Consider the following 25,619-nt stretch of genomic DNA (forward strand, 5'->3'; position numbering starts at 1 on the left):
AGACTGAATCCGATCCCGCTGTCGTTCCCCGGAGGAGACCATGACCAACCCGATCGCCGACCCCGGCCACGGACACTCGCCTGCGGCTTGGACCGCTGTCGTGATCATGCTCGTCGGCTTCACCGCCGCCACGGTCGCGTTCTGCTTCGAGCAGCCGACCCTCGTCTGGATCACCGCCGCGCTGATCCCGATCGGCGCTCTGGTCGGCTGGATCCTCGCCAAGGCCGGTTACGGCGTGAAGGGCCCCAAGTACTCGCCGAAGGCGCACTAGTGGTCCTCGCCGACCTGACGGCCGGCGCTGTCGCAGACGCCGAGCGTCGGGAACTGTCGCGTCCATTGGCGCAGGTCGAGCGAGAAGCACTCGCGCGGCCCGCCGCGAAGGATGCGCTGTCGTTCCTCGCCCCGGCGGAGCGCGTGAAGATCATCGCCGAGGTCAAGCGTGCAAGCCCCTCGCGGGGGGCACTCGCCGAGATCCCGGATCCCGCCCTCCAGGCTTCGCTGTACGAGACCGGCGGTGCTTCGGCGATCAGCGTGCTGACGGAGGAGCGCCGGTTCGGCGGCAGCCTGGCCGATCTCGAGGCCGTGACCGCCCGCGTGTCGCTCCCGGTGCTGCGCAAGGACTTCATCGCCACCCGCTATCAGGTGCTCGAGGCACGTGCGGCCGGTGCCGACCTGGTGCTGCTGATCGTCGCCGGCCTGGAGCCCGCCGTGCTGCGGGAGCTCTTCGGATTCATCGGCGAGCTCGGTATGACCCCGCTCGTCGAGACCCACTCCGCCGACGAGCTGGAGGCGGCGATCGATCTCGGCGCACCGCTCATCGGAGTGAACGCGCGCGACCTGAAGACCCTCGAGCTCGACCGCGACCTCTTCGGCCGCCTGGCCGACCGCATCCCGGACTCCGCGATCAAGATCGCCGAGTCCGCGGTGCTCACTCCCGCAGACGTCGCCCACTACCGCGGTGCGGGCGCCGACGTCGTCCTCATCGGCGAAGCGCTCGTGACCGGAGACCCGGTCGCGACACTCACCACTTTCCTGGAGGCCGGCGAATGAGCCTGCGCGAACAGCACGGTCCGTATTTCGGAAGCTTCGGCGGCCGGTACATGCCGGAGTCACTCATCGCGGCGATCGACGAACTGACCGCGGCATACGAGGCCGCGGTCGCCGACCCGGAGTTCCGCGCGGAGCTCGCCGGGCTCCTCACCTCCTACGCCGGGCGCCCGTCGATCCTCACCGAGGTCCCGCGGTTCGCGGAGCACGCCGGGGGAGCGCGCGTCTTCCTCAAGCGCGAGGACCTCAACCACACGGGTTCCCACAAGATCAACAACGTGCTGGGGCAGGCACTGCTGACGAAGCGCCTGGGCAAGACCCGCGTCATCGCCGAGACCGGCGCCGGGCAGCACGGTGTCGCCACCGCCACCGCTGCCGCACTCTTCGGACTCGAGTGCACGATCTACATGGGCGAGGTCGACACCGAGCGTCAGGCACTCAACGTCGCGCGCATGCGGCTGCTCGGCGCTGAGGTCGTCGCCGTGACCTCGGGTTCGCGCACCCTCAAGGACGCGATCAACGATGCGTACCGCGACTGGGTCGCCTCGGTCGAGACCACCAACTACATCTTCGGCACCGCCGCGGGTCCGCACCCGTTCCCGGCGATGGTCCGAGACTTCCAGAAGATCATCGGTGAGGAGGCGCGCGAGCAGCTGCTGGACGAGGTCGGACGCCTTCCGGACGCCGTCGTCGCGTGCGTCGGTGGCGGATCCAACGCGATCGGCATGTTCGACGCGTTCCTCGACGACGAGGGCGTGCGCCTGTACGGCGTCGAGGCCGCGGGCGACGGCGTCGACACGCCGAGGCACGCCGCGTCGATCGAACGCGGCCGCCCCGGCGTGCTCCACGGCTCGCGCACCTACGTGCTGCAGAACGAGGACGGCCAGACCGTCGAGTCCCATTCGATCTCCGCCGGCCTCGACTACCCGGGTGTCGGCCCCGAGCACTCGTGGCTGGCCGACATCGGACGCGCTGCGTACATCCCCGCCACGGATGACGAGGCGATGCAGGCGCTGCGCCTCCTCAGCCGCACCGAGGGCATCATCCCGGCCATCGAGTCGGCCCACGCCCTCGCCGGTGCGCTGCGCATCGGACGCGAACTCGGGCCGGATGCCGTCATCGCGGTGTGCCTGTCGGGACGCGGCGACAAGGACATGGCCACGGCCGCGACCTACTTCGACCTGTACGACGCGTCGACGACCGACGGAGGAGATCAGTGAGCCGCATCGAACGCGCCTTCGAGAAGGCGGAGTCCGAGGGGCGCAAGGTCTTCGTCGGCTACCTCCCGGTCGGTTACCCCGATCTCGAGACGAGCATCCAGGCGGCGATCACCCTCGCCCGCAACGGCGTCGACATCATCGAGCTCGGACCGCCCTACAGCGACCCGGTCATGGATGGAGCCGTGATCCAGGAGGCGACGACGGCCGCGCTGGCCGCCGGCTTCCGAACGGCCGACCTCTTCACGGCGATCCGTGCCATCACCGCGGCCACCGATGTCCCCGTCCTCGTCATGACCTACTGGAACCCGGTCGTGCAGTACGGCGTCGACCGGTACGCCGACGATCTGCTCGCCGCCGGCGGTGCGGGGCTCATCACCCCCGACATCACGCCCGAGGTCGCCGACGAGTGGATCGCCGCGAGCGAGCGCACCGGTCTCGACCGGGTCTTCCTGGCCGCACCGACGTCGTCCGACGAACGCCTCGCCCTGGTCGCGCGTTCCTCGACCGGCTTCGTGTACACCGTCTCGACAATGGGAATCACGGGGGAGCGGGCAGAACTCGACCGCGCCGCCCGCACCTTGGTCGGCCGTCTGCGCGCACAGGGCGCCGAGCGCGCCTGCGTCGGCATCGGCATCTCCACGGCCGATCAGATCGCCGCGGTGTCGGAGTACGCCGACGGCGCGATCGTCGGCACGGCGCTCGTCCGCGCCCTCCGCGACGGGGGCCTCGATGCCCTCGCCGAGGTCACCCGAAACCTGGCCGGCGGCACGTCGTCGTCGAGCCACCTCACCGAGAAGTAGGATCGCACTCATGTCCCTCGCGCTCCACAGCACCCTCAGCGGCGTGCTCACCAGCATCCCGAGCCCGCCCGAGCGGAACTTCGTGTTCCTCGGTCTGTCGATCCACTACTACGCGCTGTGCATCATCGCGGGGATCATCGTCGCCACGCTGCTGACGAACCACCGCCTCACCAAGCGCGGGGCGGAGCCGTGGGTCGTGATCGACATCTCGATCCTCGCGGTGCCGCTGGCCATCATCGGCGCGCGCATCTTCCACGTGGCCACGCACCCGAACGACTACTTCGGCGAGGGCATCAACACCTGGAACCCGTTCGAGCCCGGCTCCGTGTGGGCGATCTGGGAGGGCGGCATCGCGATCTTCGGTGCCCTCATCGGCGGAGCGGTCGGTGCGTACCTCGGCTGCAAGTGGACCGGCATCCGCTTCTGGACCTTCGCCGACGCCCTCGCGCCGGGTCTCCTCCTCGCGCAGGCGATGGGCCGCTTCGGCAACTGGTTCAACCATGAACTCTTCGGCCTCCCGACCGATCTGCCCTGGGGACTCGAGATCGAGTCGACGAACAGCGCCTTCCCGCCCGGACTCCCGGAGGGTACGCTCTTCCACCCGACCTTCCTCTACGAGGTCCTGTGGAACGGCCTGGGCGTCATCGTGCTGCTGTGGCTCGGTCGCAAGCTGTTCTTCCAGTGGGGTCGCCTCTTCGCGATCTACCTCATCTGGTACAGCGCGGGACGCGTCGTCTGGGAGTCGATCCGCATCGACCCGAGCGAGATCATCCTCGGCCTGCGTAGCAACGTCGCGGCCGCTCTTCTCGGCATCCTCGTGGGCATCGTCATCCTCATCGTGCAGACCCGCCGTCACCCCGGACTCGAGCCGTCGCCGTACGTGCCCGGCCGGTCGCGGAAGGACCTGGACGACGCTGATGTACAATCGCAGGACAATCCCTCTGACTTCGTCGACGTGAGCGAGCCTCCGGCAGACGACGTCACCGCAGGAGCTACCGCCACAAGCACCGCTCCCACGAGCGAGAACGGCTCCCGATAGCCGCCACCTCGTGGCGCGAGAGAACCATTGCACTGAACGAGCGGGCCAACGTCGTCCCCGGTGTCACTTGAATATCTGAGGACGGTAACTGGTGTATTTCCAGCCCCCTTACGGCGCTTCCGGCGCTTACCCCCCGAAGCAGGGCATGTACAACCCGGCATTCGAGAAGGATGCCTGCGGCCTGGCCATGGTCGCGACGCTGCGCGGCTACGCCGGGCACGACATCATCGCGCTCGCCCTCGAGGCTCTGCGCAACCTCGAGCACCGCGGTGCCATCGGCTCGGATGCCGGCACCGGAGACGGAGCGGGCATCCTCACGCAGATGCCGGACGCCTTCCTCCGCGCGGTCACCGACTTCGACCTGCCGCCGGTGGGGGAGTACGCCGCGGGGCTCGCGTTCCTGCCCCGTGATTCCAGCGATCGCCGCCAGCAGAAGGCGGGCATCGAGAAGATCGCCCGTGCCGAAGGCCTGCGCGTCCTCGGATGGCGCGAGGTCCCCACGGTCAACGAGCACCTCGGCAAGCTGGCCGACGAGGCCCGCCCCGCCTTCGAGCAGCTCTTCGTGAGCGCCGGCGGAACGACCCACTCGCACGCACCCCTGACCGACATCGCTCTCGACCGCGTGGCCTATCGTCTGCGCAAGCGTGCGGGGCACGAGCTCGGCGCCTACTTCGTCTCGCTCTCGAGCCGAACGCTCGGCTACAAGGGCATGGTCACGACGCTCCAGCTCGAGCCGTTCTACCCGGATCTGCAGGACGAGCGCTTCGCCTCCGAGCTCGCGGTCGTGCACTCCCGCTACTCGACCAACACCTTCCCGTCGTGGCCGCTCGCGCAGCCGCTCCGGATGCTCGCGCACAACGGTGAGATCAACACCGTCGGCGGCAATCGCAACTGGATGCGCGCCCGTCAGTCGCAGCTCGAGTCCGAGCTGCTCGGCGACGTGCGCCCGTTGCTGCCGATCTGCACCGACGGCGCAAGCGACTCCGCCTCGTTCGACGAGGTTCTCGAGCTTCTGACGCTCACCGGCCGCAGCCTGCCGCACGCCATCATGATGATGGTTCCCGAGGCCTACGAGAAGCAGACCGACATCACGCCGGAACTGCGCGCGTTCTACGAGTACCACTCGAACCAGATGGAGCCCTGGGACGGCCCGGCGGCGCTCATCTTCACGGACGGCACGCTCGTCGGCGCCACGCTCGACCGCAACGGTCTGCGCCCCGGGCGCTGGACCGAGACCACCGACGGCCTCATCGTCATCGGCTCCGAGACCGGTGTGCTCACGTTCGAGCCGGAGCGCATCAAGCGCCGCGGCCGCCTGCGCCCGGGCAAGATGTTCCTCGTCGACACCGCGCAGCAGCGGATCGTGGAGGACGAGGAGATCAAGCGCGAGCTCTCCACTCAGCAGCCCTGGCAGGAATGGCTCGACGCGGGTTCCGTGCGCCTGGCCGAACTGCCCGAGCGCGAGCACATCGTGCACCCGCCGGCATCCATCACGCGCCGGCAGCGCACCTTCGGGTACACCGAGGAGGAGGTCCGCATCCTGCTGACCCCCATGGGTCAGAACGGCGCCGAGCCGCTCGGCGCCATGGGATCCGACACGCCCATCGCGGTGCTCAGCAAGCGTCCGCGTCTGCTGTTCGACTACTTCACGCAGCAGTTCGCCCAGGTCACGAACCCGCCGCTGGACTCGATCCGCGAAGAGGTCGTCACGAGCCTCAAGCTGGGTCTCGGCCCCGAGAGCAATCTGCTGTCGTGGGGCCCCGAGCACACCCGCACGGTTTCGCTGGACTTCCCCGTGATCGACAACGATGAACTCGCGAAGATCCGGCACATCGACAAGGCCCTTCCCGACCGTTCGAGCGCGACGATCCGTGGCCTGTACCACTTCGATGCGGGCTCCGATTCGCTCGCGGAGCGGCTCGACGAGATGTGCGCCGAGGCCGACGCGGCCATCGAAGCGGGCGCCGAGTTCCTCATCCTGTCCGACCGTGACTCGAACAAGGATCTCGTCCCGATCCCGTCGCTCCTCATGGTCGCCGCGGTGCACCACCACCTGATTCGCCGCGAGAACCGCATGAAGGTCGGTCTCATCGTCGAAGCCGGTGACGTGCGCGAGGTCCACCACGTGGCCACGCTCATCGGATACGGTGCGTCCGCCATCAACCCGTACCTCGCGATGGAGACGGTCGAGCACCTCGTGCGCACCGGGTACATCACCGGCATCTCTCCGGAGAAGGCCGTCCGCAACCTGATCTACGCGCTCGGCAAGGGTGTGCTGAAGATCATGTCGAAGATGGGCATCTCCACCGTGTCCTCGTATGCCGGCGCGCAGGTGTTCGAGGCCGTCGGCCTCAGCCAGGACTTCATCGACGCGTACTTCACGCGCACCGAGTCGAAGCTCGGTGGCATCGGCATCGACGAGGTGTTCGCCGAGAACCAGGCGCGTCACGACTACGCCTATCCCGAGGACGCCGCGGCCCGTGCGCACGAGCGCCTGTGGACCGGCGGCGAATACCAGTGGCGTCGCGACGGCTCGCCGCACCTCTTCAGCCCGGAGACGGTGTTCAAGCTGCAGCACTCCACGCGCACCCGCCGGTACGACATCTTCCGCGAGTACACGAAGCTCGTCGACGATCAGGCGGCCGAGCTCAAGACCCTGCGCGGTCTCTTCTCGCTGCGCACCGGGACCCGCAAGCCCGTGCCGATCGACGAGGTCGAGCCCGTCTCGGCCATCGTCAAGCGCTTCTCGACCGGAGCGATGAGCTACGGCTCCATCTCCCGAGAGGCGCACGAGACGCTGGCGATCGCGATGAACCGCATCGGCGGCAAGTCGAACACCGGCGAGGGCGGAGAGGACTCCGAGCGTCTCCTCGACCCGGAGCGCCGCAGCGCGATCAAGCAGGTGGCCTCGGGACGCTTCGGCGTGACGAGCCAGTACCTCACCGAGTCCGACGACATCCAGATCAAGCTCGCTCAGGGTGCCAAGCCCGGCGAGGGCGGTCAGCTCCCTCCGCAGAAGGTGTACCCCTGGGTCGCTCGCACGCGTGGTGGTACTCCGGGTGTCGGTCTCATCTCGCCGCCGCCGCACCACGACATCTACTCGATCGAGGACCTCAAGCAACTCATCTTCGACCTGAAGCGGGCCAACCCCGAGGCGCGCATCCACACGAAGCTGGTCAGCCAGTCGGGCATCGGCGCGGTCTCGGCCGGCGTCGCGAAGGCGCTCAGCGATGTGATCCTCGTCTCCGGCCACGACGGGGGAACGGGCGCAAGCCCGCTCAACTCCCTCAAGCACGCCGGAACGCCGTGGGAGCTCGGCCTCGCCGAGACGCAGCAGACCCTCATGCTCAACGGCATGCGCGACCGCGTGGTCGTGCAGGTCGACGGACAGCTCAAGACCGGTCGTGACGTGATCATCGGTGCGCTGCTCGGCGCCGAGGAGTTCGGTTTCGCGACCGCGCCTCTCGTCGTCAGCGGATGCATCATGATGCGCGTCTGCCACCTCGACACCTGCCCGGTCGGCGTCGCCACGCAGAACCCGGCGCTGCGCGAGCGGTTCACCGGCAAGCCCGAGTTCGTCGTGAACTTCATGGAGTTCATCGCCGAAGAGGTGCGCGAGCTGCTCGCCGAGCTCGGATTCCGCTCGATCGACGAGATCGTCGGACGCGCCGAGCTGCTCGAGACGAACGCGGCCATCGAACACTGGAAGACCGACGGCCTCGATCTGACCCCGGTGCTCGAAGGACCGGTCTTCCCGGCCGGCGAGCCGCGCCGCAGCGGACGGACGCAGGACCACGAGCTCGAGAAGCACTTCGACGTGCAGCTCATCGACATCGCGAAGAACGCCCTCCTCAACGGAGAGCCGGTCGTCGTCGAGCTGCCCATCGCCAACACCGAGCGTGCGGTCGGCACGATGCTGGGCCACCAGGTCACCGCCCGTCACGGCGCGGCCGGGCTGCCCCGCGAGACGATCGACGTCACGCTGCACGGCACCGCCGGGCAGTCGCTCGGCGCCTTCATGCCCCAGGGCATCGTGCTCCGGCTCGAAGGCGATGCCAACGACTACGTCGGCAAGGGCCTCTCCGGCGGCGACATCACGATCCGTCCGCCCCGTGGCTCGCAGATCGCGCCCCACGAGAACGTGATCGCCGGCAATGTCATCGGTTACGGAGCGACGGCGGGAACGATGTTCCTCTCGGGTGTCGTCGGTGAGCGTTTCCTCGTGCGCAACTCCGGCGCGACCGCCGTCGTCGAGGGCGTGGGCGACCACGCGCTCGAGTACATGACCGGTGGGCTGGCCGTCATCCTCGGATCGACGGGCCGCAACTTCGGCGCCGGCATGTCCGGGGGAGTAGCGTACGTCCACGCGCTAGACACCGCCAAGATCAACGCGCAGTCCCTCGGGAGCGGCGAGCTGCTCCTCGAGCCGCTCGACCGCGCCGATCTCGAGGTGCTGCGCAGTCTGCTCGTCGAGCACGTCGAACGCACCGCGTCGCCGCTCGGCACCGAACTCCTCGACCGCTTCGCCGAGGTCTCGGCGGAGTTCGTCAAGGTCCTCCCGCGTGACTTCGCCGCCGTACGGAGCATGCGCGAGGAAGCACTGGCCGAGGGGATCGACCCCGACGGCGACATCGTCTGGAACCGCATCCTGGAGGTGACCGGTGGCTGATCCCAAAGGCTTTCTGAAGGTAACCGAGCGCGAGCTCCCCGCTCGCCGTCCGGTGCCCGTCCGCATCATGGACTGGAAAGAGGTCTACGAGCCGGGCGACAAGGCGGTGCTGCGCCGCCAGGCGAGCCGGTGCATGGACTGCGGCGTGCCGTTCTGTCACTCCGGCTGCCCGCTCGGCAACCTGATCCCGGAGTGGAACGACCTGACGTGGCGTGGCGAAGGCCGTGCGGCGATCGACCGCCTGCACGCGACGAACAACTTCCCGGAGTTCACGGGCCGTCTCTGCCCCGCGCCCTGCGAGAGCTCGTGCGTGCTGGGGATCAATCAGCCCGCCGTGACGATCAAGCAGATCGAGGTCTCGATCATCGACGAGGCCTTCTCCAAGGGCTGGGTCGAGGCGCAGCCTCCGGAGCGCCTGACCGGTAAGACCGTCGCGGTCGTCGGCTCCGGCCCCGCGGGCCTCGCCGCCGCGCAGCAGCTCACGCGCGCCGGGCACACCGTCGCCGTCTTCGAACGCGACGACCGCATCGGCGGACTGCTCCGCTACGGCATCCCGGACTTCAAGATGGAGAAGGGCCAGCTCGAGTCGCGTCTGCGCCAGATGCAGGAGGAGGGTACCCGCTTCCGCGCCGGCGTCGAGATCGGCAAGGACATCACGTGGGCCGATCTGCGGGCCCGCTACGACGCAGTCGTCATCGCTACCGGTTCGACGGTTCCCCGTGACCTGTCGATCCCGGGACGCGACCTCGACGGCGTGCACTTCGCCATGGAGTACCTCGTCGAGTCGAACCACGCCGTCGCCGGCGACACGGTCACCGACCAGATCTCCGCCGAGGGCAAGCACGTCATCGTCATCGGTGGTGGTGACACCGGAGCCGACTGCATCGGCACCGCACACCGCCAGGGTGCGCTGAGCGTGACCAACCTCGCGATCGGCACGCAGCCGAGCGACACCCGCCCTGATCACCAGCCCTGGCCGATGATGCCGACCGTGTTCGAGGTCTCGTCCGCCCACGAGGAGGGCGGGGAGCGCGTGTTCCTCGCCTCGACCGTCGAGTTCCTCTCGAACGAGGTCGGAGAGGTGCGCGCGCTGCGCGTCGCCGAGACCGAGTACATCGATGGACGCCGTGTGCCCAAGAGCGGCACGGAGCGCGAGATCCCCGCGGACCTCGTACTGATCGCGATGGGCTTCACCGGCCCCGAGGTCGACGGCTTCACCGAGGACACCCGTCCGCAGCTCACCGATCGCGGTGCCTTCCGGCGCGACGCGACCTACGAGTCGACGATCCCGGGCGTGTTCGTCGCGGGTGACGCCGGTCGCGGACAGTCCCTGATCGTCTGGGCCATCGCCGAGGGTCGCGCCGCGGCCGCGAGCGTCGACCTGTACCTGATGGGCAGCACCGTTCTGCCGTCTCCCGTTCAGCCGCACGATGTCGCTATCGGCCTTCAGCCCGCGTAGGCTGAGGCCGGCAGTGTCGCCCGAGTTCTATCCCTTTATCCCCTGGAGAATCTGTTGAGACGCGCGAAAATCGTCGCCACCCTGGGCCCCGCAACTTCCACCTATGAGACCGTGCGTGCGCTGATCGACGCCGGTGTGGATGTCGCGCGCCTGAACCTCAGCCACGGTGACTACTCCGTGCACGAGAACAACTACGCGAACGTGCGGCGCGCCGCAGAGGACTCGGGACGCCCCGTCGCGATCCTCGTCGACCTGCAGGGGCCGAAGATCCGTCTCGGCAAGTTCGAGGGCGGCCCGTACGAGCTCGCCCAGGGCGACATCTTCAAGATCACGACCGAAGACATCATCGGCAACAAGGAGATCTCCGGGACGACCTTCAAGGGCCTTCCGCAGGACGTCAAGCCGGGAGACTTCCTCCTGATCGACGACGGCAAGGTACGCGTCGAGGTCGTCGAGACCGACGGTGTGACGGTGACCACCAAGGTCATCGTCGCCGGAGCCGTCTCGAACAACAAGGGCATCAACCTGCCCGGCGTCGCGGTCAACGTCCCGGCTCTGAGCGACAAGGACGAAGAGGACCTCCGCTGGGGTCTGCGCATCGGCGCCGACCTGATCGCCCTCTCGTTCGTCCGCAACGCGGAGGACGTCACGCGCGTGCACGAGATCATGGCGGAGGAGGGCGTGCGCGTCCCCGTGATCGCCAAGGTCGAGAAGCCGCAGGCGGTCGACGCTCTCGAGGGTATCGTCGACGCGTTCGACGCCATCATGGTCGCCCGTGGCGACCTGGGTGTCGAGCTGCCGCTCGAAGCCGTGCCGATCGTGCAGAAGCGCGCCGTCGAACTCGCTCGCCGCAACGCGAAGCCCGTCATCGTCGCGACGCAGATGCTCGAGTCGATGATCAACAGCCCGGTGCCCACGCGCGCGGAGACCTCGGACGTCGCGAACGCCGTGCTCGACGGAGCGGATGCCGTCATGCTCTCGGGCGAGACCAGCGTGGGCGACTATCCGGTGGTCACGGTCGAGACCATGGCCCGGATCATCGAGTCGACGGAAGAGCACGGCCTGGAGCGCATCGCACCGCTCACCACCAAGCCGCGCACGCAGGGCGGGGCGATCACGCTCGCAGCCCTCGAGGTCGCCGAGTTCGTCGAGGCGAAGTTCCTCTGCGTGTTCACGCAGTCGGGTGACAGCGCCCGCCGTCTGTCGCGCCTGCGCTCGCGCATCCCGATGATCGCCTTCACGCCGGAGCCCGACATCCGTCGGCGTATGGCGCTGACCTGGGGCATCCGCTCGACGCTCGTCGAGATGGTCCAGCACACCGACCTCATGTACCTGCAGGTCGACGACTACCTGCTCTCCAACGGCCTCGCCGTCGAGGGGGACAAGGTCGTCGTCATCTCCGGGTCCCCTCCCGGAATCGCCGGTTCGACCAACGACATCCGCGTCCACAAGGTCGGAGACGCCGTCAACGGCGCGGCTCCGATCTACAAGGAAGGCGTCTGACCCGAGGGTCGGGGAGGGGCGGGGCTTCGGCTCCGCCCCTTCGTCGTGCCTCCCGGGAGCAGGACGAGCGTCCACGAAAAAGGATCCTGCACATATGTGCAGGACCCTTTTTCGCTGGTGCCGGCGGTGGGACTCGAACCCACACGCCCTTTCGGACAAAGCATTTTGAGTGCTCCGCGTCTGCCATTCCGCCACGCCGGCCCGTGTATCGCGACTACGACTGTAGCGCAGAAGCAGGTTCGCCGACGCCGTGCCGACGTGCACGGCCGACCCGAAGACGCACTCCAGTAGGATGGGTACGTGACCGAGCAAGAACTGGCCGAACAGCCCACGTCATCCGCACCCCGACGCGTCGTCGTCGCCGAGGACGAATCGCTGATCCGTCTAGACATCGTCGAGATCCTCCGCGACAACGGCTTCGACGTGGTGGGCGAGGCCGGCGACGGCGAGACCGCTGTCGCGCTCGCGACCGAACTGCGTCCCGACCTCGTCATCATGGACGTCAAGATGCCTCAGCTCGACGGCATCAGCGCCGCCGAGAAGCTGCACAAGGGCAACATCGCCCCGGTCGTGCTGCTCACCGCCTTCAGTCAGAAGGAGCTCGTCGAGCGGGCGAGCGAGGCCGGCGCCCTGGCCTACGTGGTCAAGCCGTTCACGCCCAACGACCTGCTCCCGGCGATCGAGATCGCGCTGGCGCGTCACGAGCAGATCATCACCCTCGAGGCCGAGGTCGCCGACATGGTCGAGCGCTTCGAGACCCGCAAGCTCGTCGACCGTGCGAAGGGCCTGCTGAACGAGAAGATGGGGCTCAGCGAGCCCGAGGCGTTCCGCTGGATCCAGAAGGCGTCGATGGACCGCCGTCTCACGATGCAGGATGTCGCGAAGGCGATCATCGAGCAGCTCGCTCCCAAGAAGTAGTGTTCCGGCTCGATCCCGAGCACACTCTCCGTCCCGTCCGCGCGGGCGACGGCGCCGCTCTCGTACGCGCTTACGCGGTCAATCGCGCCCATCTCGCCCCGTGGGAGCCTGCGCGCTCCGAGGAGTTCTTCACGGAGGCGTGGCAGGAGCGCGATGTGCGCCGCACCGTCGACGAGGCGCAGACGGGTCGCAGCATCCGCTTCGTCGTGACTGAACGCGACGGACGGATCGTCGGCAGGACGAACCTCAACGGCATCGTGCGGGGGCCGTTCCTGAGCGGGGATCTCGGCTATTGGATCGCCGCCGATGCGATGCGACGCGGTCTCGCGACTCGCGCGGTCACAGCCGTTCTTGAGCACGCGCGCGACTCGATGGGACTGCACCGTGTGCAGGCGGCCACACTGTTGCACAACGCCGCCTCCCAGCGGGTACTCGCCGCGAACGGGTTCACCCGTATCGGCATCGCACCCCGCTATCTGGAGATCGCAGGGGAGTGGCAGGACCACGTCCTCTTCCAGCGGTTGCTGGAAGAGCGGATCACTGCGCCTTCGGAGCGTCCTTGATCATGTTCGTGATGCGGATGGTCGAGCAGCGCCGTCCCTGATCGTCGGTCACCACGATCTCGTGCACCGCGATGCTGCGTCCGAGATGGATCGGCGTGCACACACCGGTCACGATCCCGGTGGTCGCCGAGCGCGTGTGGGTGGCGTTGATGTCGACGCCGACCGCCAGGCGCCCGGGGCCCGCGTGCAGGTTGGCCGCCATCGATCCGAGCGATTCACCGAGCACCACGTAGGCGCCGCCGTGCAGCAGGCCGACCGGCTGGGTGTTTCCTTCGACCGGCATCGTGCCGACCGAGCGCTCGACGCTGAACTCGGTGAACTCGATGCCCATCTTCTCGGCCAGGGCGCCCATCCCGCGGGCCGTCGCCCACTCGAGTCCTTCGCTCATTGCGACGTCGCTCATGCATCCTCCTCAGCGGGTGTCCGTGGGCCTCGTTAGGCTGGCAGGGTGACGGACTCCGCAAAGCCTACCCTCATGGTCGTCGACGGCCACTCGCTCGCCTACCGCGCTTTCTTCGCGCTGCCGGTCGAGAACTTCACGACCAAGGACAACCAGCACACGAACGCGATCTACGGGTTCCTGTCGATGCTGGTGAACCTCATCAAAGCCGAGCAGCCGACGCACATGGCGATCGCGTTCGACACCTCGCGGCACTCGTTCCGCACCGATGAGTACCCCGAGTACAAGGCGACGCGCTCCGAGACACCGCAGGAGTTCCGCGGTCAGATCCCGCTGCTGCAGGACTGCCTCGCAGCGATGTCGATCCCGGTGCTCACGAAAGAGGGCATCGAGGCTGACGACATCCTCGCCACGCTGTCGTCGCAGGGAGCGGAGCAGGGCTATCAGGTGCTCGTCGTCTCCGGCGATCGCGACACCATCCAGCTCGTCAACGACGACGTCACGCTGCTGTACCCGTCCGTGCAGGGTGTGTCGCAGCTCAAGCGTTACGACCCGGTGACCGTGCAGGAACGCTACGGCGTGCGCCCCGAGCAGTACCCCGACATCGCCGCACTCGTGGGGGAGACCAGCGACAACCTGCCCGGCGTGCCCAAGGTGGGCGAGAAGACCGCCGTAAAGTGGTTGACCCAGTTCGGGTCGCTCGACGATCTGCTCGCGCGCGCCGAAGAGATCAAGGGCGTCGTGGGCGGAAATCTGCGAGATCACATCGAAGACGTGCGTCGCAACCGAAAGCTCAACCGCTTGCTGACCGACGTCGAGCTCCCGGTCGCACCCGACGACCTTGCGGTCGCCCCGATCGACGCGCAGGCCGTGCGCGACATCTTCGCGCGCCTCGAGTTCCGCACCCTGCTGCCGCGAGTGTTCGAGGCCGTCGGCGCCGGTGAGGTCGCCGACGACCCGAGCACGGTGGTCGAGCTGCCTGTTCCTCAACAGGTGACCGCCGCCGAACTCTCCACATGGGCGCACGCGTCTCCGGGCGAGCTCGCTCTCCGCGTGATCACGCAGAGCGGCCACCCGGTGCGACTGGGGGTCGCGACCGATTCCGAGCTGCGCGAGACCGATTGGACGGATGCCGCGGCCGACGAGCTGCGATCCTGGCTCGAGTCCGATCGCCCCAAGGTCCTCCACGACGCCAAGGGTCAATTGAAGGCGCTGAGTAGAGCAGGCATCCGTCTCGGCGGTCTCGCCTACGACACGAGCCTCGCCGGGTGGCTCCTGCGCCCGAGCTTCCCCGACAAGACGCTCGGCGATCTGGTCGAGCGTTACCTCGGCGAGAAACTCCCCGAGGCCGACCCGTCTCAGCTCGTACCCGAGACCGAGGGCGCGACTCCCGCGCAGGAGGCATGGTTCGCCCTGCGCGTCGCCACTGCGCTGCGCGACGACATCCCCGAGTCGGTGGCAACCGTCCTGACAGACATCGAGCTGCCCACGCTGCTCGCGCTGGCCGACATGGAACTCGCCGGCGTCGCGGTCTCGCACGAGGTGCTGTCGACGTTCTCCGGCGAGCTCGCGACCCGTGCCGAGGGCATCGCCCAGGACGCCTTCGGCATCGTCGGCCGCGAGTTCAACCTCGGCTCTCCCAAGCAGCTGCAGGAAGTTCTCTTCGAAGACCTCCAGCTGCCGAAGACACGCAAGACCAAGACCGGCTACTCGACGGATGCCGCCGTGCTCGCCGACCTGCAGGAGTCCAACCCGCACCCGTTCCTCAACCTGCTGCTGCAGCACCGCGAGGCCACCAAGCTGCGGCAGATCATCGAGTCTCTCGACACGGCGATCGGTGACGATGCGCGGATTCACACCACGTACGTGCAGACCGGAAGCCAGACGGGGCGACTCTCGAGCACCGACCCGAACCTGCAGAACATCCCGGTGCGCACCGAGGAGTCGCGGCGCATCCGCAGCGCGTTCCAGGTCGGCGAGGGCTACGAGGCCCTGCTCACGGCGGACTACTCGCAGATCGAGATGCGCATCATGGCGCATCTGTCGGGAGATGAGGGCCTGATCGAAGCCTTCAACAGCGGCGAGGATCTTCACCGGTTCGTCGGCGCCCGTGTCTTCGGGGTCGAGCCGAGCGATGTCACCGCTGCGATGCGCACCAAGGTCAAGGCCATGTCGTACGGCCTGGTCTACGGTCTCTCTGCCTTCGGTCTCTCGAAGCAGCTGCGTATCGAGCAGTCCGAAGCGAAGCAGCTCATGATCGAGTACTTCGCGCGCTTCGGCGCGGTGCGCGATTACCTGCGCGCCTCCGTCCTCGCGGCGAAGGAGGTCGGGTACACCGAGACGATCTTCGGGCGCCGGCGCCCGTTCCCCGATCTCGCCAGCCCGAACCGCGTGCTGCGGGAGAACGCCGAGCGCGCAGCGCTGAACGCTCCGATCCAGGGCAGTGCCGCCGACATCATGAAGATCGCGCTCTTCCACATCCACGACGACATCCGCCGCGAGGGACTCCGGTCACGGGTTCTGCTGCAGATCCACGACGAGCTCGTGCTCGAAGTCGCCCCGGGGGAGTGGGATGCGGCCGAGCGCATCGTGCGCACGAGAATGGGCGACGCCGCGGATCTGTCGGTGCCGCTCGACGTGCAGGTGGGGCGCGGGCACGACTGGAACGAGGCCGCACACTGACCACGGTCGACGGCATCCGAGGATTAGTGTGGATCGCATGACTTCCACCCCGCGCACTCCCACCGCCATCGACAAGGTCGCCGAGGACTGGGTCGACACGCTGGTCGACCTGGCCCCGACGCTCGGCACCTACATCGGGCGCGATGAGGTCAACGATCGCTTCGGTGATCTGAGCCCGGCCGGCCACGAGGCGATCGCTGCGGCCACTCGGCAAACGCTCGACGCGCTCTCGGCTCTGGAGCCGGTCGACACGATCGACGAGGTCACGAAGGCCGATCTCAGCGCTGAGCTGCGTCTCGAACTCGAACTCCACGAGGCGAACTGGCACCTGCGCGACCTCAACGTCATCGCCTCCGCCGCACAGGACGTGCGGTCGGCCTTCGACCTCATGCCCACGGCATCCGCCGACGACTGGTCGGTCATCGCCACGCGCCTCGCCGCGGTGCCCGACGCGCTGCGCGGCTACACCGAGACGCTGCGCGAGGGCATCGCGCGTGGAGTGACGCCGGCTCGACGACAGGTCGTCGAGGTGGCGACGCAGATCGACCGATACACGGCCGACGACGGCTTCTTCGCGGCCTTCGTGGCGGATGCGACGCCCGAGAGCGGCCAGCTTCCGGCGTCTCTCGCGCGCACGCTGGCCGACAACTCGGCCGCCGCGCGCGTCGCATACGGCGAACTGCGACGGTTCCTCGCTGAGGAGCTCGTGCCCGAAACCACCGAGGCCGACGCGGTCGGTCGCGAGCTCTACGCGCTCAACTCGCGCCGATTCCTCGGAGCCACGATCGACCTCGACGAGACCTATGAGTGGGGGCGCGAGGAACTCGCGCGGATGGTCGCCGAACAGACGGCGATCGCGAACGAGATCCTCCCGGGCTCCACGGTCGAAGAAGCCGTGGCGCATCTCGAGGCCGATCCCGCGCGCAAGCTGGTCGGCACCGATGCGCTGCAGCGCTGGATGCAGGAGACGAGCGACCGAGCCGTCGCCGAGCTGGCCGCCTCGCACTTCGACATCCCTGAGGCGATCCGCACGATCGAGTGCATGATCGCTCCGACGCAGGAGGGCGGGATCTACTACACGGGCCCCACCGACGACTTCTCGCGCCCCGGACGCATGTGGTGGTCCGTTCCCGAGGGCGTGACGGAGTTCGACACCTGGCGCGAACTCACCACCGTGTACCACGAGGGCGTTCCGGGCCATCACCTGCAGATCGCACAGGCCGTCTACAACCGCTCCGAGCTCAACTCCTGGCGTCGTCTGCTCGCCGGGACCTCGGGTCATGCCGAGGGCTGGGCGCTCTACGCCGAGCGCCTGATGGAGCAGCTCGGCTACCTCGACGACCCGGCCGACCGGCTCGGAATGCTCGATGGTCAGCGCATGCGCGCTGCTCGCGTCGTGCTCGACATCGGCGTGCACCTCGGCAAGCCGCGTCTCGACGGAACGGGCGTGTGGGATGCCGATTACGCTCTTGCATTCATGCGCGAGAACGTCAACATGTCCGACCAGTTCGTTCAGTTCGAGGTCAACAGGTATCTGGGATGGCCGGGACAGGCACCGTCGTACAAGGTCGGACAGCGCATCTGGGAGCAGGTGCGTGACGCCGTCCAGCAGCAGGAGGGAGAGGACTTCTCGTTCAAGGCCTTCCACAAGCGCGCCCTCGACATCGGCGGCGTCGGTCTCGACACCCTGCGAGGCGTGCTGCTTCCACGGTGATGGGAATGTCAGGCGCCCGTTCGATGTTCATTCACCTGAATAGGAAGGCATGACATGAGCATCGAATTCGGGCTGGACACGTTCGGCGACATCACCCGCGACGCCGAGGGCACCCTCCTCAGCGGAGCGCAGACAATCCGCAACGTCATCGCGCAGGCGGAGATGGCGGATGCCGTCGGCGTCGACTTCTTCGGAGTAGGGGAGCACCACCGCAAGGAGTTCGCGGTGTCGGCGCCCGAGATGGTGCTCTCGGCTATCGCCGCGCGCACCGAGAACATCCGGCTCGGCACGGCGGTCACGGTTCTGTCATCCGATGACCCCGTGCGCGTGTTCGAGCGATTCTCGACCCTCGATGCCGTGTCGAACGGTCGCGCGGAGGTCGTGCTCGGTCGCGGCTCGTTCATCGAGTCCTTCCCGCTGTTCGGCTTCGACCTCCGTGACTACGACGCACTGTTCGAACAGAAGCTCGAGCTCTTCGTCGAACTCCTGAAGGAGCAGCCGGTGACGTGGTCCGGGTCCATGCGCGCGTCGCTCGAGAACGCGGATGTGTTCCCGAAGACGGAGAAGGGACTGCAGACCTGGGTGGGTGTGGGCGGCAGCCCGGAATCCGTGGTGCGCGTCGCTCGCCACGGGCTCGGTCTCATGCTCGCCATCATCGGCGGCCCGGCCGCGCGATTCCGGCCGTTCGTCGATCTGTATCACCGTTCGGTCGACTCCTTCGGAACGACGAAGCATCCGATCGCCGTTCACTCGCCCGGCCACATCGCCGACACCGATGCAGAGGCGTGGGACGCCGCGTACTCCGGCTTCGAGGCGATGAACAACACGATCGGCAAGGAACGCGGCTGGCCCGCGTACAGCCGTGCCCGCTTCCAGAACGACATCGGACCGGAGGGCGCGATCTACGCCGGTTCCCCCGACCGGGTGGCCGCGAAGATCGCGGACACGATCACGACGCTCGGCCTGGGCCGATTCGATCTGAAGTACGCGACCGGAACACTCTCGCACGAGGCGATGATGCGGAGCATCGAGCTCTACGGCAGCGAGGTCATCCCGCGCGTGCGCGCTCTGCTCGACAAGCGCGCGTGATCGGGCCTGCGGGATCGGTACAGGGTCCGGTCCCGCGGGAATAGGCTTGTCCGATGGCAGACGTGCGTTTCGTGGCGATCGGGGACTCCTTCACCGAGGGGGTCGGCGACGTTCTTCCCGACGGCAGGGAGCGCGGGTGGGCCGACATCGCCGCGCAGGGGTGGGCCGATGCGGCCGGGCATCCGATCCAGTACGCCAATCTCGCGATCCGCGGCAAACTCGCGTGGCCGATCGTCGAGCAGCAGCTGGAACCCGCTCTGGCACTGCGTCCCACGCACCTCTCGTTCAACGGCGGCGGCAACGACATGCTGCGACCGCGCGCCGACCTCGAGCACATCGCCGACGCGTTCAGCCGCGTTCTCCGCCGATGCGATGAGGAGGGTGTCACGATGATCTTGCTCTCCGGCGCCAACCCCAGCGGACAGCTTCCGATGGGATCACTGATCCAACGCCGCGGAGATCAGCTCTCCGAAGCGGTGCTGCGACGTGTCGCCGATCGCCCCGACGTGGTCCGCGCCCTGAACTGGCCCGATCGAGAACTCGCGCAGAGCGCGTACTGGTCCGAGGATCGCCTGCACATGAACGCCGCCGGCCATCATCGGGTCGCGGCGCGCGTGCTGCATGCGCTGGGGTACGAGCCGCCCGAGACGTGGTGGGCACCGAGCGAGCGCGGGGGAGCGGGACCGAGCGGCTTCGCCTACTACCGTCAGCACGTCGGCCCCTGGGTGCGGCGACGGGTCACGCGTACCTCCTCGGGCGATGGTCGCACCGCGAAGTATCCGGTGTGGAGCGAGCGGACTCCGGCGTGACGAGCGATATCGAACTGCGACGCATCACCGGTGGTTCGATCGTTCTGCAGGATGCCCGCACGAAGACGCAACGCTCCGTCGAGCTGGAGCCGTTCGAGATCGGCGTCTACCCGGTGACCCAGGAGCAGATGGCAGAGGTTCTCGATGCCGCCGCTCCGCACCCCCGCCGGCCGGCGGCCGACATCAGCTGGCTACGGGCCGTGCACTTCTGCAACGCGCTCTCGGAGTGGGAGGGGCGCGAGCACGCTTATCTGTTCGACGGCGAGGACGTCAGCTGGGATGTCTCGTCCGAAGGGTTCCGACTGCCCACCGAGGCGGAGTGGGAGTTCGCGTGCCGCGCGGGCTCCGCCGGCCCGCATTACGCGCCGCTCGCGGACGCCGCGTGGACGAGCGCCGACGGCGTGACGACCCCGCAACCGGTCGGTGGCAAGATCCCGAACCTGCACGGTCTGTTCGACACGCTCGGCAACGTGTGGGAGTGGTGCTGGGATCTGCTCGACCCCGCACGATACGACGAGTACCGCACGTTCCGCGGCGGTGGCTTCGCCGATGATGCGTGGAGCGTGCGCGCTTCGGTCCGCCGCGGGGGAGCGCCTCGGATGCATCACCCAGATGTAGGGATGCGCGTTGCGCGTGGCGGCTTCGACGCCGACGGTGCCGCACAGGGCTGGTCCGACGCCGTCGACCGCGAGCGCGCCCTGCAGGACGGCACCTCGCCATCGGGGTGGACGCCACGAAAACGATGACGGGACCGGTTTTGGCCCGCATCCGCGCCGCGTGGGAGAGTGGGAGGATGCCTGCAGCCTTCTCTCTCATCGTCTCCCAGGGCCGCGTGGCCGATCGCACGGACGGCGCCCTCGTGGGTGCTCGACGCGTCGGAGATGCATTGTCTGCGCTGCTTCGGATTCCGGCCACGACGATCGGGGCACCGAGCCCGTCTCGCACCGACGACTGGAGCACGGCGCTTCCGGAGGCCAACGAGACGCTGCACGGTCTGCGCGACGCGGTCGCCGATGCCATCGACGTCGGGACCGTTCCACTGCTTGCGACCAACACGTGCGCCGCGAGTCTCGGCACGCTCCCGACCGTCGCGGACCGACACCCGGATGCCGTCGTCCTGTGGATCGATGCGCACGGAGACTTCAACACGCCCGACACCACCGACTCCGGTTATCTCGGCGGCATGGTGCTCGCCGCGGCCTGCGGACTGTGGGACAGCGGACACGGAGCGGGGATCGACCCGACTCAGGTGATCGTCGTCGGCGGACGTGACATCGATCCGGCCGAAGCCGACCTTCTCTCCGGCGCCGGAGTGCGCGTGCTCGCCCCCGCCCACAGCACGCCGGAGCGCGTCCTCGAGCTGATCGACGGGCGTCCCGTCTGGATTCACGTCGATTGGGACGTTCTCGAGCCGGGGTACATCCCCGCTGCCTACCGCGTGGGGGAGGGCATGCTCCCGCACCAGATCGCAGCGATCTTCGCGGCTCTCCCCGGGGGCTCCGTCCGCGGGATCGAACTCGCGGAGTTCGAAGCCGGGGACGCCGAGGTGCCCGAGCATGTGAGCGTCGAGCTCATCCTCGAGACCTTCCTCCCGCTGCTTCGCGCCGTCTAGAGGCTCCGCACGCCGCACGGCGGCGCGTTCATCGCCGTCGTCGCTCCGGGTCGAGTCCCATCCTGACCCGTGTGCGCTTGCGCTCGATCACGATGAACACGCACCCGATGATCCAGAGTGGGATCGGTGCGAGGAACGCGATGCGGAAGGCATCCAGCGAATAGGTCTCCGGCGTACCCGCGCCCTGCAGGTCGAGCAGCAGACCGATCAGGAAGATCGCGATGAGTGCGGCGATGAATCCTCCCGCGTTCGTGACTCCTGTGGCGGTGCTCAGCCGGTGCGAGGGGTTGTGAGTGCGGGCGTGGTCGAACGCGATCATCGACGCCGGGCCACCGGTGGCGAGAGCGATCGCGAGGACGTAGAGCAGCCAGATCGGCGCTGCCTCGGGCAGTGCGATCACCGCGCACCATGCGAGCAGCTGCAGTCCCACCGCGGGGAGCACGAGGGCGAGGGACCGATGGTTCGGGAGCCGGCGCGAGAGGTCGCCGATGATCGGACCGAAGATCATGCCTGCAACGACATATACGGATATGAGCCCAGCGGCATGTGCCGCCGTGAGTCCTTGAGCAGCCGTGAGGAACGGCATCCCCCAGAGCAGGATGAACGCCGTGCCCGCGAACGGCGTCGTGAAGTGCGACCAGAACGCGAGTCTCGTGCCCGGGTGCGCCCACGCGGCGCGGATGCCGACACCGGTGTCGATCGCCGAGGTCACCACGCGCACCACACCGGTGTCGGTGTTCACCGTGACGTCGGCGTCTCGCTCTGCGGGGCGGTTACGGATAACTACTGCAACGAGGACCGTGAAGAGCACGCCCAACCCGGCGATGCTGCCGAACGTGATCGTCCAACTCGTGGCGTGGAGGAGAGCGGCCAGCGGAACGAGGGCAACCAACTGACCGGCCTGCCCGATGATGCCCGTGAACTGCACCATGACGGGACCGCGTTGCGCGGGGAACCATACGGCGACCAAACGCAGTACAGCGGGGAAGACCGCCGCATCACCGGCGCCCAGGAGCACACGGGCGAAGATCGCGATGCCGATGCTGGGGGAGAAGGCCATCACCAACTGCCCCGCCGCCATCAGGAACATGCCGATCGTGATGATGGGACGCGAGCCGTAGCGGTCGAGGAGCACACCGATCGGGATCTGCATTCCGCCGTACACGGCCAGCTGCACGACCGCGAAGAGCGCGAGGGTCGAGGCATCCGCCTGGAAACGATCGGCCGCGTCGACGCCGACGGCGCCCAACGACGTGCGGTTCGTGATGGCCAGGACGTAAGCCGCAACGCCCACCGACCAGATCAGCCAGGCTCGCCACCCGGGGTTCGAGACGGGGGAGAGGGGAGCGTGCGTCACCCCTCCACGGTACTAGCCCCCGCCGCTGACGAACTCGGCCCGCGTCATCCGAGGGAGGGAGGCCTCTTCTTCTTCCTGTTCTTCGCGTTCCAGTACTGCTGAGCGGCCTCGGCGCCGTCCCGCTTCTTGATCACGTTGAATCGCACGGTTCTGACGATCGCGCGCAGGATCACCCACGCGAAGAATCCGACGACGGCGACGATGGCGACGAGCTGTCCGAGTGCGCTGGGGTCCATGTGCGAGTGCCTTTCCTCAGGAGGTGAGTGCACGCAGTCGGCACCCGTATATATGACGGGTTCGCTGACGGAATCTGACGTCGGAGCACCTCGGTAGACACAGAGGGGCCCGGGGAGCGATCGCTTCCCGGGCCCTGATCAGCGGAGGGACTCAGCCGGCGCAGAGCGTCGAGAACGCCTGGGTCGATTCCTGGATGTCGGTGGTGAGAGTGGATGCCTCGGCGGCGGCCGAGGTGTCCTGGTCGACGAGCACGCGCTTGAGCAGATCGCGCAGCGAGGTGAAGTCCTCGTGCACCGCGGTCACGGCGTCCTTGACCTCCTGATTGGACACGGATTCGGCGGCCGCCCCGATCGCGTCCACCGTCTCGGTGAACGTGGCGACGGTGCCCTCGGGATCCGACATCGCGGCGCTCATGTCGAGCGAGGAGAGCTCGGTGGCGACACCCGAGATCTGGGTGCCGACAGACGCGCATGCGTCTGCGACGGACTGATCGGTGCTCTGTTCGGCGGGAGCGGAGCTCTCACTCGACGACGTCGTGTCCTTATCGGCATCCGCGCCCGGCGTGCTGGAGCATCCGGCGATACCGAGGACCGCGACGACGGCGATGGTCCAGGCTGCGATCTGACGTTTCATTTTCTTCCCCCGTGGAGTGAGCCGACGCATCGGCGTACGAATGTGAATCGCGAGTCAGTCAACCACACACGGATGACTCGCGTCCTGATGCGCCCAGGGGAGAAGTCCCCATCGTCGCATCCCTCCCCGGCTCGTTCTCTTCGGTCACGGCTGCGGGATCTCGATGATCAGCGGTGCCGACACGTAAGGCGACCTCGGATCATCTGCGGCGAAGTGGTTGCTCTCGTTGAAGCCGAGAGCATCCCATCCGAGAGAGTCGAGTGTCTGCCCGTCGGGGACGAGCATGACGATGCAACCGAGTTCCGTCGTCCAGGGGTCCGGCAGTTCCCCCCGGTAGCAGGCCTCGTCGAGGTCACGCCCGATCTGCATGCCGCCCGTTTCGATGCCGAAGTCGCCCTGTATCTGCTCGGCGTACTCGCCGTCGGAGAGGACCCCGTAGACCTCGCCGAGGGTGAAGCCGTGACGGTCTTCACCCTCGGGGGAGTCGACCTGGTAGGCGACGACCACGGGCTCGTAGTCCGCGAACTCGTCGGCATTGTCGAACTTCTCGAACAATGCTTCGCCGGGCCAGGAGACGTCGGTGACTGTCAAGCCGAGCTCCGCGGGCTGCCGGCCTGACACGCTACCGTCATCTGTGAACGCGAGGCCGGGCACCCGCAGCGTCTCACCGACAGTGACATTCGCTCCGGGAGCAGTGAGCGTGTCCGGGAGCACGACCTCGAGAGGCTTCGCGTCGAGAGGGGCGGTATAGGCCGAACATCCCGAGAGAGTCGCTACACCGATCAACACGATTGCGAGAGGTGCGGGATATCGTCGGGTCGTCATCAATGCCTCCGGGTGCTCGGGGAAATCCTGGAGGCCGAGATTCAACCCCCATATCTCTGACGGGGGCGGGGGCAGAATCTGTCGGCCGGCACGATTCTCACGCTATCTGACATAATGTGCATTATCGGTTAAGACGGAATCCGGCTCACTAGGCTGATCTCATGAACGGCGAGCACGTGGAGATTGACTGGACGGCGGCGCGCGACGCGAATCGCGAGAACTGGGATGACCGCGTGCCACTGCACGCGGTGTCGTACGGACGCGAGTCGTTCGACGACCCCGAGCACCTCAGCGATGTCGTCCGTCATGACGTGCCGGTGCTCGAACGCTTCCTGCCCTCACGATCCCTTGTCGGGCTCGACGTGTGCCACCTGCAGTGCCACATCGGCACCGACACGGTCTCGCTGGCGCGTGCCGGCGGGCGGGTCACCGGGGTCGACTTCTCGGCACCGGCTCTGGAGACGGCACGTGCGTTCGCCGAGCAGCACGGCATCCAGGCGGAATGGGTCGAAACCGATGTGCTGGATGCCAGAGCCGCCGTGTCCGGGGATTTCGACGTCGTCTACACCAGTATCGGGACGATCTGCTGGCTCTCGGATCTGGACCGGTGGGCCCGGCAGATCCACGAACTGTTGCGGCCAGGGGGCACGTTCTTCATCCGTGACGGGCATCCCGCGCTGTACGCAATGGACGAGGATGCGCCGACGCTCACCGCGCGCTATCGATACTTCGGCGACGGGACGGCGCAGGTCTGGGACGACGCGAGCACCTATTCGGGCGGCGGCAGTGTCTCGCACACACGCACCTACGAGTGGCCGCACTCACTCGCCGAGATCCTCGGCGTCCTTCTCGGTGCCGGCCTGCGCATCGTGCACGTAGACGAAGGTCGCACACTCCCCTGGCGCTTCAGCCCGCGAATGGTGGAGGTGCCGGGAGGATACGCGTGGCCCGAGGACCAACGCGATCTCCTCCCCTGCACCTACACGATCATCGCTCGACGAGACTGATATATCGGTTTCGACGATCTGCGATCAGCCGCCGAT

22 protein-coding genes and 1 tRNA gene are annotated in these 25,619 nt (G+C 67.7%); 17 read left to right on the forward strand and 6 right to left on the reverse strand.

Features of this window, described 5'->3' with window-relative positions; translation table 11 throughout:
* Positions 1–40: 40 nt before the first annotated feature.
* From ACIQTT_RS02470 to pyk, 8 genes are all read left to right on the forward strand, one after another.
* Positions 41–271, forward strand: a complete 231-nt coding sequence (locus ACIQTT_RS02470) for an HGxxPAAW family protein (RefSeq protein WP_402785525.1) — start codon at positions 41–43, stop codon at positions 269–271.
* Positions 271–1,050, forward strand: a complete 780-nt coding sequence (trpC, locus tag ACIQTT_RS02475; protein WP_402785528.1) for an indole-3-glycerol phosphate synthase TrpC — start codon at positions 271–273, stop codon at positions 1,048–1,050. Before ACIQTT_RS02470 ends, trpC begins: the two co-directional genes overlap by 1 nt.
* Complete coding sequence (gene trpB / locus ACIQTT_RS02480) at positions 1,047–2,267, forward strand: tryptophan synthase subunit beta (protein WP_402785531.1); 1,221 nt, start codon at positions 1,047–1,049, stop codon at positions 2,265–2,267. The genes trpC and trpB overlap by 4 nt, the downstream gene beginning before the upstream one ends.
* On the forward strand, positions 2,264–3,067 hold the full coding sequence (gene trpA / locus ACIQTT_RS02485) for a tryptophan synthase subunit alpha (RefSeq protein WP_402785534.1): 804 nt from the start codon (positions 2,264–2,266) through the stop codon (positions 3,065–3,067). Before trpB ends, trpA begins: the two co-directional genes overlap by 4 nt.
* 10 nt (positions 3,068–3,077) lie before the next feature.
* Complete coding sequence (gene lgt, locus ACIQTT_RS02490) at positions 3,078–4,106, forward strand: prolipoprotein diacylglyceryl transferase (protein WP_402785537.1); 1,029 nt, start codon at positions 3,078–3,080, stop codon at positions 4,104–4,106.
* Between the two features lie 145 nt (positions 4,107–4,251).
* Positions 4,252–8,775: a glutamate synthase large subunit gene (gene gltB, locus ACIQTT_RS02495; RefSeq protein WP_402785540.1), complete on the forward strand. Its 4,524-nt coding sequence runs from the start codon at positions 4,252–4,254 to the stop codon at positions 8,773–8,775.
* Entirely contained in the window at positions 8,768–10,234 is a 1,467-nt protein-coding gene (locus tag ACIQTT_RS02500) for a glutamate synthase subunit beta (protein ID WP_402785543.1), read from the forward strand. Before gltB ends, ACIQTT_RS02500 begins: the two co-directional genes overlap by 8 nt.
* Positions 10,235–10,288: 54 nt before the next feature.
* On the forward strand, positions 10,289–11,737 hold the full coding sequence (pyk, locus tag ACIQTT_RS02505) for a pyruvate kinase (RefSeq protein ID WP_402785546.1): 1,449 nt from the start codon (positions 10,289–10,291) through the stop codon (positions 11,735–11,737).
* Between the two features lie 115 nt (positions 11,738–11,852).
* On the opposite strand, the gene ACIQTT_RS02510 is transcribed toward pyk, so the two are convergent.
* Positions 11,853–11,938: transfer RNA gene (locus tag ACIQTT_RS02510), tRNA-Leu, on the reverse strand.
* 99 nt (positions 11,939–12,037) lie between these two features.
* Here ACIQTT_RS02510 and ACIQTT_RS02515 point away from each other — a divergent pair.
* Both ACIQTT_RS02515 and ACIQTT_RS02520 read left to right on the forward strand, forming a co-directional pair.
* Entirely contained in the window at positions 12,038–12,655 is a 618-nt protein-coding gene (locus ACIQTT_RS02515; protein WP_247622473.1) for an ANTAR domain-containing response regulator, read from the forward strand.
* Complete coding sequence (locus tag ACIQTT_RS02520; RefSeq protein ID WP_402785550.1) at positions 12,655–13,218, forward strand: GNAT family N-acetyltransferase; 564 nt, start codon at positions 12,655–12,657, stop codon at positions 13,216–13,218. The genes ACIQTT_RS02515 and ACIQTT_RS02520 overlap by 1 nt, the downstream gene beginning before the upstream one ends.
* Here ACIQTT_RS02520 and ACIQTT_RS02525 read toward each other — a convergent pair.
* On the reverse strand, positions 13,193–13,621 hold the full coding sequence (locus tag ACIQTT_RS02525; protein ID WP_402785553.1) for a hotdog fold thioesterase: 429 nt from the start codon (positions 13,619–13,621) through the stop codon (positions 13,193–13,195). The two genes, ACIQTT_RS02520 and ACIQTT_RS02525, sit on opposite strands and share 26 nt — an antisense overlap.
* Positions 13,622–13,666: 45 nt before the next feature.
* Here ACIQTT_RS02525 and polA point away from each other — a divergent pair, with 45 nt between their 5' ends.
* From polA to ACIQTT_RS02555, 6 genes are read left to right on the forward strand one after another with little or no spacing between them, the layout of a single operon-like run.
* A complete protein-coding gene (gene polA / locus ACIQTT_RS02530; protein ID WP_402785556.1) occupies positions 13,667–16,300 on the forward strand; it encodes a DNA polymerase I in 2,634 nt (877 codons plus the stop codon).
* Between the two features lie 37 nt (positions 16,301–16,337).
* Positions 16,338–18,014, forward strand: coding sequence for a DUF885 domain-containing protein (locus ACIQTT_RS02535; RefSeq protein ID WP_402785558.1), 1,677 nt, complete (start codon positions 16,338–16,340; stop codon positions 18,012–18,014).
* Positions 18,015–18,068: 54 nt separating this feature from the next.
* On the forward strand, positions 18,069–19,103 hold the full coding sequence (locus tag ACIQTT_RS02540) for an LLM class flavin-dependent oxidoreductase (protein WP_402785561.1): 1,035 nt from the start codon (positions 18,069–18,071) through the stop codon (positions 19,101–19,103).
* 53 nt (positions 19,104–19,156) lie between these two features.
* Positions 19,157–19,912, forward strand: a complete 756-nt coding sequence (locus ACIQTT_RS02545; RefSeq protein WP_402785564.1) for an SGNH/GDSL hydrolase family protein — start codon at positions 19,157–19,159, stop codon at positions 19,910–19,912.
* A complete protein-coding gene (locus tag ACIQTT_RS02550) occupies positions 19,909–20,658 on the forward strand; it encodes a formylglycine-generating enzyme family protein (RefSeq protein ID WP_402785567.1) in 750 nt (249 codons plus the stop codon). The genes ACIQTT_RS02545 and ACIQTT_RS02550 overlap by 4 nt, the downstream gene beginning before the upstream one ends.
* A gap of 47 nt (positions 20,659–20,705) precedes the next feature.
* Positions 20,706–21,524, forward strand: a complete 819-nt coding sequence (locus ACIQTT_RS02555) for an arginase family protein (protein WP_402785570.1) — start codon at positions 20,706–20,708, stop codon at positions 21,522–21,524.
* A gap of 28 nt (positions 21,525–21,552) precedes the next feature.
* On the opposite strand, the gene ACIQTT_RS02560 is transcribed toward ACIQTT_RS02555, so the two are convergent.
* From ACIQTT_RS02560 to ACIQTT_RS02575, 4 genes are all read right to left on the reverse strand, one after another.
* The gene (locus tag ACIQTT_RS02560) at positions 21,553–22,881 is read right to left on the reverse strand and encodes a nitrate/nitrite transporter (RefSeq protein ID WP_402785573.1); all 1,329 of its coding nucleotides are present in this window, start codon (positions 22,879–22,881) and stop codon (positions 21,553–21,555) included.
* Between the two features lie 44 nt (positions 22,882–22,925).
* Complete coding sequence (locus tag ACIQTT_RS02565; protein ID WP_402785576.1) at positions 22,926–23,117, reverse strand: hypothetical protein; 192 nt, start codon at positions 23,115–23,117, stop codon at positions 22,926–22,928.
* Between the two features lie 151 nt (positions 23,118–23,268).
* Complete coding sequence (locus tag ACIQTT_RS02570) at positions 23,269–23,751, reverse strand: hypothetical protein (protein ID WP_402785579.1); 483 nt, start codon at positions 23,749–23,751, stop codon at positions 23,269–23,271.
* 144 nt (positions 23,752–23,895) lie between these two features.
* On the reverse strand, positions 23,896–24,342 hold the full coding sequence (locus ACIQTT_RS02575) for a hypothetical protein (protein ID WP_402785582.1): 447 nt from the start codon (positions 24,340–24,342) through the stop codon (positions 23,896–23,898).
* Between the two features lie 395 nt (positions 24,343–24,737).
* Here ACIQTT_RS02575 and ACIQTT_RS02580 point away from each other — a divergent pair, with 395 nt between their 5' ends.
* A complete protein-coding gene (locus ACIQTT_RS02580) occupies positions 24,738–25,583 on the forward strand; it encodes a class I SAM-dependent methyltransferase (RefSeq protein WP_402785585.1) in 846 nt (281 codons plus the stop codon).
* Positions 25,584–25,619: the final 36 nt, after the last annotated feature.

Origin of the sequence: Microbacterium sp. NPDC090225, assembly GCF_044772365.1 — a bacterium.
Lineage (GTDB): Bacteria > Actinomycetota > Actinomycetes > Actinomycetales > Microbacteriaceae > Microbacterium.